This is a genomic window from Streptomyces sp. ME19-01-6 (genome assembly GCF_033793745.1).
Classification (GTDB): domain Bacteria; phylum Actinomycetota; class Actinomycetes; order Streptomycetales; family Streptomycetaceae; genus Streptomyces.
In genome coordinates this window covers 1-10538 of record NZ_JARAXF010000071.1, presented here as the reverse complement: position 1 = coordinate 10538, position 10538 = coordinate 1, and the positions used below count along the sequence as shown (strand labels likewise).

Here is a 10538-nt window from a genome sequence, read left to right as displayed (position 1 = left end):
CACCCCCGCGCCCTCGCCTCCCAGGCCGCGGCGGTCGGGCACGACGCCGAGGGTCACCATCACGTCGCGGAAGTTGATCCCGGCCGCGCGCACCGCGATCCGCACCTGGCCGGGTGCGAGCGGCTCCAGCGCCTCGGGGCGTTCCTCCGGCACCACGTCGTCCACGGTTCCCGAGTGCTGCTCCGCCATGACCAGTTGCCAGGCCGCCGTGCCGACGGGCAGGGCGATGCCGGGGGTCGCGTCCAGGGCCGTGAGCCGTGGCACCAGCGTCGCGCCGTCGCGCAGCGCCAGCTGCCACTCGTCGGCGTCGAGCGCGGCGCGCAGCGCGTCAACGGCGTTGCCACCGCCGTGATCGAGCAGCGCGAACCGGCCCGGGTTCTCCGTGTGGGCGCTGCGCAGCAGGCCCCAGACGGCCGCCGCGTCGGGCTCGACGTCCGATGCCTCGTCCACGGCGACCGCGTCGCGTGTCACGACCACCAGCCGGGCGTCGGCCAGCCTCGGTTCGGCCAGCCACTCCTGAGCCGTCGTCAGCGTGTCGGCCACGGCGTTCCCGGCCACCAGGACGACGGGCGGCGCGGGCGCGCCGTCGTCCAACGCCGCGACGAGCGCGCCGAGATCGGGGTAGTGGGTGAGCGAGTCGGCGAACACCTCGCCGAGCGCCGCCCAGCCGTCCGCCGGCGGTGCCTCGCGTCCGGCCGCGACCGGCAGCGCGGTCCAGCGCACGCGGTACAGCCCGTCGCTGCCGGACTCCGCCTTCCGCAGGCGTGCGGCGTCGATGGGCCGGGTGGTGATGGCGTCGGCGGTGAGGACGAGCTGGCCGGCGGGGTCGGTGAGGGTGAGCCGGTACTCGTGGTCGCCGCGCGGGGTGATGCGCACGCGGGCGTGGGTGGCCGCTGTGGCGTGGAGGGTGACGCCGCTCCAGGAGAAGGGGAGCCAGGTCTCGCCGGTGGGGTCGGCGGTCGCGATGGGCGGGTGGAGCGCGGCGTCGAGCAGCGCCGGGTGGAGGGCGAGGGCGTCGGTGGCCTCGCCGTCGGGGAGCGCGATCTCGGCGAGGAGGTCGTCGCCGTGGCGCCAGAGGACCTTCAGGCCCTGGTAGGCGGGGCCGTAGTGGTAGCCGCCCGCGGCGGCGCGCTCGTAGAAGCCGGTGACGTCGACGCGTTCGGCGCCCGGCGGCGGCCAGGCCTCCTCCGCCAGCGTCTCGGCCGTGGGCTGGCCGGTCGAGGGCTGGGTGGCGAGCGTCGCGCTGGCGTGGTGGGTCCACTCGGCCGAGGGGCGGGACCGGGGGCGGGTGTAGACGTCGAGGGCGCGATGGCCGCTGTCGTCGGGGGCGCCGACCATGACCTGGAGCGCGAGGGGATCGGTGGCGTCGAGGGTGAGGGGCTGCTGGAGGAGGAGTTCCTCGACGTGGTCGGCGGCGGTGTGGTCGGCGGCGTGGAGGGCCAGCTCCAGCAGCGCCGTGGCAGGCAGGAGCGTGGTGTCGGCGATGGCGTGTTCGGTCAGCCAGCCGGCGTGGTCGGCGGCGGGCACCTGCCCGGTGAGGAGGAGGCCGCCGTCGGCGAGCGGCGCGGTGGCGGTGAGGAGGGGGTGGGCCAGGGCGGTGCTGCCGGGGGCGGCGGGACCGGTGGGGGCGGGCGCGACCCAGAACGGCTGGCGCTGGAAGGGGTACGTCGGCAGGTCGACCGCGCGGGTCGCCGGTCCGTCGCCGAACCAGGGGCGCCAGTCGACGGGGGTGTGGGTGTGGAGGCGGGCGAGTGCGTGTGCCAGGGCCTCGGGTTCCGGCTGGGTGCGGGTGAGGGCCGGGATGAGGAGGGGCGGGTGCGCGAGCTCGTCCGCCAGCGCGTCCAGGGTGTTCTGGGTGGCGGGGGTCAGCACGGCGTCGGGGCCGATTTCGAGGTAGGCGGCGGTGTGCGGGGCGGTGTGGGCGATGGCGGGGTGGAAGTGGACGGGCTGGCGGATGTGCCGGACCCAGTAGTCGGGGCTGACGATCTCCTCGCCCGCCGGCTGCCCGGTGAGGTTGCTGATGAGGGGGATGGTGGGGGGCTGGAACCTGAGGTCGGCGATGGCCTGGTGGAAGCCGTCGAGTGCGGGCTCCATCAGCGGCGAGTGGAAGGCGTGGGAGACGGTGAGGGCCTTGGCCCGGCGGCCCTGCTGCTTCCAGTCCGCGGTGAGCTGGGCGACGAGGCCGGCGGGGCCCGAGATGACGGTGCTGGTGGGGGCGTTGAGGGCGGCGACGGTGACCTGGCCGTCGTGGGGGGCCAGGAGTTCGGCGGCCTCCTCGGCGGTGGCCTCCAGCGCGGTCATGGCGCCGCCGGGCGGCAGCGCGCCCAACGCGGTGGCGCGGGCGGCGACCAGACGGCAGGCGTCCTGGAGCGAGAAGACCCCCGCCACGTGGGCGGCGGCGATCTCGCCGATGGAGTGGCCGATCACCGCGTCCGGGCGTAGGCCGTGGGCGCGCAGCAGCCGGGCCAGCGCGACCTGGAGGGCGAAGAGCCCGGCCTGGGTGTAGGTGGTGTGGTCCAGCAGGCCGGGGTCCGGCTCAAAGCGGAGCACGACGTCGGCGAGCGGGTGGTCGAGATGCGGGTCGAGGAGGGCGCAGACCTCGTCGAAGGCGTCGGCGAAGACGGGGAAGCGGGCGTGCAGTGCGGCGCCCATGCCGGGGCGTTGGCTCCCCTGGCCGGAGAACAGCCACACTGTCTGGCCTGCCGCGGGCGCCGCGGTGGCCGGTGGGGCGGTGACCAGGCGGGGGTGCGGCAGCCCTTCGGCCAGCGCGCCCAGCGCCGCCGTCAGCTCCGCGCGGTCGCCGCCCACGATCACGGCCCGGCGTTCGAAGGTGGCCCGGGTCGTGGCGAGGGACCAGCCGACGTCCCTGACCGGCAACTCCTCATCCGTGCCGAGGCGTTCAGCGAGCGCCGACGCCTGGGCGCGCAGCGCCTCCTCGCTGCGGGCGGACAGCGGCCACGGTACGACGCCGCCGGTGGCGTCGTCCGGCGCCGGTGCCGGCTCGTCGGGGCCCTGTTCGAGGATGAGGTGGGCGTTGGTGCCGGAGGCGCCGAAGGAGGAGACGGCGGCGCGGCGCGGACGCGCGCCGGTCTCCGGCCAGTCGGCGGGTTCGGTCAGCACCCGGACGTTGCCGCTGTCCCAGTCCACGTGCGGGGTCGGCGCGTCCACGTGGAGGCTGGCGGGCAGGCGGCCGTGGCGCAGCGCCATGATCGTCTTGATGACGCCCGCGATGCCCGCCGCCGCCTGGGTGTGGCCGAGGTTCGACTTGACCGACCCGATCCACAGGGGGCGGTCGTCGGCGCGCTCCTGGCCGTACGTCGCGAGCAGCGCCTGCGCCTCGATCGGGTCGCCGAGGGTGGTGCCGGTGCCGTGGGCCTCGACCGCGTCGATGTCAACAGGGGACAGCCCGGCGCTGGCCAGGGCCTGGGTGATGACGCGTTGCTGGGAGGGGCCGTTGGGGGCGGTGAGGCCGTTGCTGGCGCCGTCCTGGTTGACGGCGGAGCCCCGGATGACGGCCAGCACCTGGTGGCCGTTGCGGCGGGCGTCGGAGAGGCGTTCCAGCAGCACGAGCCCCGAGCCTTCGCCGAACCCGGTGCCGTCGGCGGCGGCGGCGAACGGCTTGCACCGGCCGTCCGGGGCCAGGCCGCGCTGGCGGGAGAAGCCGGCGAAGACCTCGGGGGTGGCCAGCACGGTCACGCCGCCCGCCAGTGCCAGCTCGCACTCGCCCGCGCGCAGCGCCTGCGCTGCCATGTGCATCGCGACGAGCGAGGAGGAGCAGGCGGTGTCGACGGTGACGGCCGGGCCCTGGAGGCCGAGGGTGTAGGCGACGCGGCCGGAGATGACGCTGCCCGCGCTCGCCATCATGCCGTAGCCGTCGAGCCGGGGGTCGCCGGACGGCACGCCGGCGGCGTAGTCGTGGTACATGACGCCCGCGTAGACGCCGGTGAGGCTGTCCTTGAGGGTGTGCGGGTCGATCCCGGCCCGTTCCAGGACCTCCCAGGCCGTCTCCAGCAGCATCCGCTGCTGCGGGTCCATGGCCAGCGCCTCGCGGGGGTTGATACCGAAGAACGCGGCGTCGAAGGTCTCCGCGTCGTAGACGAACGCCCCTTGCGCGGCGTAGGTCGTGCCGGGGTGGTCGGGATCGGGGTGGAGCAGGCCCGCTGTGTCCCAGCCCCGGTTGGCGGGGAACGGGCCGAGCACGTGCCGCCCCTGAGCGACCAGTTCCCACAGGCCCTCGGGCGAGGTCACCCCGCCGGGGAAGCGGCAGGCCATCGCCACCACCGCGATCGGCTCGTCCGCCGCCGCCGCTCTCCTTCCCGGCGTCGGGGTGGCGTTGGCGGTGGCGGTGGCGGTCAAACGCTGGAGGAGGTGGTCGGCCAGGGTGCGGGGGGTGGGGTAGTCGAAGACGAGGGTGGCGGGCAGCCGCAGGCCGGTCGCGGCGGCCAGCCGGTTGCGCAGCTCGACGCCGGTGAGGGAGTCGAAGCCCAGCTCCTTGAACGCCGCCTCCTCGCGGATCGCCGCGTTGGTGGTGTGGCCGAGCACCACCGTCACCAGCTGGCGCACCGTCTGGAGCACGAGGGTGCGCTGCTCGTCGGGGTCGAGTCCGGCCAGCCGGGCGGGGAGCGCAGGACCGCCGCCCGCGTGGTGGAGGTCGGCGGCGCGGCGGCGGGCGGGCCGGGCCAGGGCGCGCAGCATCGCCGGGGCGTCCGGCCCCAGGCGGGCGGCGTCCAGGTCGGCGGCCACCACCAGGGGGCGGGCGGCGCGCAGCGCGGCGTCGAACAGCCGCAGGCCGTGCGCGGTCGCCAGCGGGCGCATGCCGAGCGCGCCGAGGCGGGCGAGGTCGGCCTGGGTGAGGTGCTCGGTCATGGCCGAGGGCTGCTGCCACAGCGTCCACGCCACGCTGGTGCCGGGCAGCCCGTCGGCGCGGCGCGCCGCGACCAGAGCGTCGGCGTAGGCGTTGGCGGCGGCGTACCCGGCCTGTCCCGGATTGCCGATGACGCCGGCGGCGGAGGAGAACACCGCGAACATCCGCAGCGGCACCTCACGGGTGAGGGCGTGGAGGTGCCAGGCGCCGTGCGCCTTGGGGGTCCAGACGCGGGCGAGGCGGTCGTCGTCCCACGCCTCCACGAGGGCGTCGTCGGTCGCGCCGGCGGCGTGGACCACGCCGACCAGCGGGTGGCTGTCCGGGATGGCCTCCAACGCCCCTGCCAGGCCGGCGTGGTCGGCCACGTCGACAGCCGACAGGTCGACGTGGGCTCCCAGCGCCGTGAGCCGCTCCAGCAACTCGGCCGCGCCGGGCGCGTCCGCGCCCTGGCGGGAGAGGAGCAGCAGGCGCTCCGCACCGTACGCGCGCACCAGATGCTCGGCGACAGCGGCGCCCAGCACGCCGGTGCCGCCGGAGACGAGGACGGTGCCGCCGGACAGCTCGGGCCCCTCGGCCCCGGCCGGCGGGGAGGTGCGGACCAGGCGCGGCACCAGCGGGCCCGTGGCGCGGACGGCCAGCTGCGGCTCGTCGGCGTCGAGGGCGTGGCGGACGGCCTCGGCCAGGCCGGCCGCGTCGGCATCGGTGTCGGCATCGGCATCGGTGTCGGTGTCGACGAGGACGAAACGGCCCGGGTGCTCGGCCTGGACCGCGCGGACCAGGCCCCACACGGCCGCGCCGCCCGGGTCGGGCGGGGCTTCGTTCTCGCCGGCCGGTACGGCGCCGGAGGTGACGAGGACCAGCCGGGAGTCGAGCAGCCTCGGCTCCGCCAGCCACTCCCGCAGCAGCGTCAGGACGCCGCCGACGGCGGTCAGTTCGTCGCCGGGCGTGCCCCGTACGGCGTGGAGCACGGCCTCGGGCGCCGGGGCGCTGTCGTCCAGCGCGGACAGCAGCCCGGCCAGGTCGGGGTGGTCGGTGGTGCCGGGGACCGCGAGCAGTACGGCGCCGCCGAACGCCGCCCACGCGCCACCGCCGTCCGGCGGCACCGTCCCGCCGTGCGCGGGCACCCAGTCCACGGCGTAGAGGCCCTCGGCTGCGCGCTCGCCCACGGCACGCAACTCGGCGGCGCTCGTGGGGCGTACGGTGACGGACCCGGCGTCCAGGACCGGGGCGCCGGTCTCGTCCGTCAGCAGCAGGCGGTGCCCGCCGGCCAGCGGCGACACGCGCGCGCGCACCCGGCGCGCGCCGGTGGCGCGCAGCGTCACGCCGCTCCAGGCGAACGGCAGCCACAGCCGCCCGTCGCCCGGCTCGGCCAGCAGCACCGGGTGCAGGGCCGCGTCCAGCAGCGCCGGGTGGATGCCGAACCCGTCCCCACCGCGCCCCGCCGCCTCGGGCAGCGCGACCTCGGCGACCAGGTCGGCGCCGTCCCGCCAGGCCGCCGTCACGCCGCGGAACGCCGGCCCGTAGCCGTAGCCGCCGGCCTCGGCGCGCTCGTACAGGCCCGCGACGTCCAGCGGTTCGGCCCCGGGCGGCGGCCACGCGGCCGCGGCCGCGTCCGCGCCCGCCTCCGCGGCGTCGGGCGTCAGCGTCCCGGTGGCGTGGCACATCCACCCCTCGGTGGACTCGGCGTCGATCTCGTCGGGGCGGGAGAAGACCTCCACGGTGCGCGCCCCGTCCTCGCCCTCGGCGGGGCCGACCGCCACGCGGATGCGCAGCGCCCCGGAGGCGGGCAGCACGAGCGGCACCTGGAGCGCCAGTTCCTCCACTGCGGCGCAGCCCGCCTCGTGGGCGGCCTGCAACGCCCACTCGACCAGGGCCGAGCCGGGCAGCAGCGCGGCGCCGCCGACGACGTGGTCGGCGAGCCAGCCGTCGCCGGCGGAGGACGACAGCCGGCCGGTCAGCACCAGGCCGCCGTCGGGCAGGCTCACGGCAGCGGCCAGCAGCGGGTGCTCGACCGCCCGCAGCCCGGCGGCGGACACGTCGCCGCCGCCCATGCCCGTCCCGCCGTGGGGAATCCAGAAGCGCTCGCGGTCGAAGGCGTAGGTGGGCAGCGCGACCTCGGACCCGGACGCCAACCAGGGCCGCCAGTCGACGTCCACGCCGGCGGCGTGGGCATGCGCCAGCGCCAGCGCCAGCTGCCGCGGCCCGCCCTGGTCGCGGCGGAGCGTGGCCAGCGCGACGGCGCGGGTGCCGGACTCCTCGAAGACGTCCTGCAGGCTGGTGGAGAGGATGGGGTGCGGGTTGCACTGGACGAACGCCCGGTAGCCGTCGGCGACCAGGCGGCGAACGGCGTCGGCGAAGCGGACCGGGCGGCGGAGGCTGGTGAACCAGTACTCCGCGTCGAGCCCGGTCGTGGAGACGCGCTCGGCGCTGACGGTGGAGTAGAACGCGATGCCGGACTCGGTGGGGGACACCTCGCCGAGCGCGCCGAGGATGTCCTCGCAGATGCGGTCGACGTGCGGGCCGTGGGAGGCGTAGGCGACGTCGATGGTGCGGGTCCGCGCGCCCCGCTCTCTCGCGGCGGCCAGCACCGCGGCCACCCGGTCGGGGGAGCCCGAGACCACCGTCGCCTGCGGGCCGTTGTGGGCGGCGGCGACGACGTCACCGGCCTGATCCGGGCCGAGATCGGCGAGGAGGCGTTCAGTCTCCTCGGCGCTCAGGCTGAGGGAGGCCATGGCGCCGTGCCCGATGAGGGGCCGCAGGGCCTTCGCGCGCAGGGCGATGATCCTGGCGCCGTCCTCCAGGGTCAGGGCCCCGGCGACGCACGCTGCCGCGACCTCGCCCTGGGAGTGGCCGATGACGGCCGCCGGGGTGACGCCGAAGCTCTGCCAGACGGCGGCCAGCGCGACGTGGATGGCCCACAGCACGGGCTGGATCACGTCGTCGCGGGCGGGGTCGGCGGCGGTGTCGGTGCCGCGCAGCACGCCGGTCAGCGACCAGTCGACGTACGGCGCCAGGGCCCGCTCGCACTCGGCGATCCGGGCGGCGAAGACGGGGGAGGAGTCGAGGAGTCCGACGCCCATGCCGAGCCACTGCGAGCCCTGCCCGGGGAAGACGAACACCGGCCCGGCGCCGGTCGGGCCGGCCGTACCGGTGACGACAGCCGGGTCGGGTTCGCCGGCGGCCAGCCGGGCGAGGCCGCCGAGCAGCGCCGCCCGGTCCTCGCCGACGACCACGGCCCGGTGCTCCAGGCGGGCGCGTGCCGTCGCCAGCGAACGGCCCACGTCCGCCACCGCGCCGGGGTGGCGTTCGGCCCAGTCGGCCAGGCGCCGCGCCTGCCGCGCCAGCGCGCCCTCGCCGCGCGCCGACAGCACCCACGGCACCACGCCGCCGGCCGTGATCGCCGGCCGCTGCGGCTCCTCGCCCTCGCTGTCGTTCTGGCCCCCGCTCTTCCCCTTCGCCGGGGACGGGTCGGCCGGCTGCTCCAGGATCAGGTGCGCGTTGGTGCCGGAGATGCCGAACGACGACACCCCGGCGCGGCGCGGCCGGCCCGTCTCCGGCCACGCCTGTGGCTCCGTCAGCAGGCGCACCGCGCCGGACCAGTCCACGCGCGGCGTCGGCTCGTCCACGTTGACCGTCGCGGGCAGCACGCCGTGCCGGATCGCCATCACCGTCTTGATGACGCCCGCGACGCCCGCCGCGCCCTGCGTGTGCCCGATGTTGGACTTGACCGAGCCCAGCAGCAGTGGCCTGCCATCCGGGCGCTGCCGCCCGTACGTGGCGTGCAGCGCGTCCGCCTCGATCGGGTCGCCGAGGCGGGTGCCGGTGCCGTGCGCCTCCACCGCGTCCACCTCGGCGGACGACAGGCGGGCGTTGCGCAGCGCCGCGCGGATGACCCGCTGCTGTGAGGGCCCGTTGGGCGCGGTGATGCCGTTGCTGGCGCCGTCCTGGTTGACGGCCGAGCCACGGATGACGGCGAGCACCTGGTGGCCGTTGCGGCGGGCGTCGGAGAGGCGTTCCAGCAGCACGAGCCCGGCGCCTTCGCCCCAGCCGGTGCCGTCGGCCGCGGCGGCGAACGGCTTGCACCGCCCGTTCGGCGCTAGGCCGCGCTGCCGGGCGAAGCCGGTGAACACGGCCGGCGAGGACATGACGGTCACGCCGCCCGCCACCGCCAGGCCGCACTCGCCGTTCCGCAGCGCCGCGATCCCCAGGTGCATCGCCACCAGCGACGCCGAGCACGCCGTCTCCACCGTCAGCGCCGGGCCCTCAAGCCCGAAGGCGTACGCGAGGCGGCCCGACAGCATGCTGGGCGCGACGCCCGCGTACCCCTCGGACTCCTTGCGCACGGGCGCGCCCGACGCCGCCGAGCCGATGGTCGCCGCGCCGACGAAGACGCCCGTCTGGCTGCCGCGCAGCGCCGTCGCGTCGATGCCGGCGCGCTCGAACAGCTCCCACCCCACCTCCAGCAGCTTCCGCTGCTGCGGGTCGGTCGCCAGCGCCTCGCGCGGGCTCATCTCGAAGAAGCCGGGGTCGAAGGTGTCGGCGTCGTGCAGGAACCCGCCCTCGCGCGTGTACGTCGTGCCGGGGTGGTCGGGATCCGGGTGGTAGAGGGCGTCCACGTCCCAGCCCCGGTCCGTGGGGAAGGGACCGATGGCGTCCCGCCCGGCGGCCACCAGGTCCCACAGCGCCTCGGGCGAGTCGACGCCGCCGGGGAACCGGCAGGTCATCGCGGTGATGGCGATGGGCTCCTGGTGCCGCTCCTCCACCTCGCGCAGCTTGCGCCGCGTGTCGTGCAGGTCCGTCGCCACACGCTTGAGGTAGTCGACAAGCCTTTCTTCATCCGGCATGGGGAGTCACGACCTTCGTCTGCGTTGTGAGCCATCACGATGTGCCGAGTTCGCTGTCGATGAACGCCAGGACCTCGTCGGCGGTGGCCAGCGTGAGCCGGTCGGCAGCGGTGTCCTCGGTGTCCTCGGCGTCCTGGGCCGCCGGCGCGGACACCGCCTTCCATTGGGCCAGCAGGCCCTCAAGCCGATCTGTCACCGCCCGTGCGTCGGCCTCGGGCAGGTCGAGTGCCGACAGGGTGTCCTCCAGCCGCGCCAGCTCCCCGAGCACCGGGTCGACACCGCCGGTCGCCGCGCCCGGCGAGCCGTCCACCACGCCCAGCTCGCCGAGCAGGTGGTCGGCCAGCGCCCTGGCCGAGGGGAAGTCGAAGATGAGGGCGGCCGGCAGCCGCAGGCCGGTCGCCGCCGAGAGGCGGTTGCGCAGCTCGACGCCGGTCAGCGAGTCGAAGCCGAGGTCGGTGAACGGTGCGTCCTCCCGCACGGTTTCGGGGTCGGCGTGGCCGAGCACGGTCGCGGCGTTGGTGCGCACCAGCGTGAGCAGCCGCTGCCGCCGCTCCGGTTCCGGCAGCGCGGCGAGCCGCCGCGTCCAGTCGTCCGGGCGCTGCTCGGCCGTGGCGGCGCGGCGGGTGGCCGCGCCGCTGCCGCCGGGGCGGGCCGCCAGCGCGCGGAACGCCGGCGGAAGGCTGCGGGGCGGCTGCGCGGCCAGCGCGTGGACGTCGAGGTTCAACGCCACGAGGTGTGGTTCGCCGTGGCGGTGGGCGGTGTCGAGGAGGGCGAGGGCGTGATCGGTGGGCAGGGGGGAGACTCCCGACCGGTTCATGCGGGCGTGGTCG

The 10538-nt window shown here is 76.5% G+C and carries 2 protein-coding genes; both read right to left on the bottom strand.

The window, feature by feature from the left end:
• The coding region (locus PV419_RS52450) for a polyketide synthase (protein ID WP_319701174.1) at positions 1–9708 on the bottom strand (9708 nt) is incomplete at its 3' end.
• 34 nt (positions 9709–9742) lie between these two features.
• Positions 9743–10538 (bottom strand): phosphopantetheine-binding protein (locus tag PV419_RS52445; protein ID WP_319701173.1); only part of this gene is annotated, 796 nt, incomplete at its 5' end.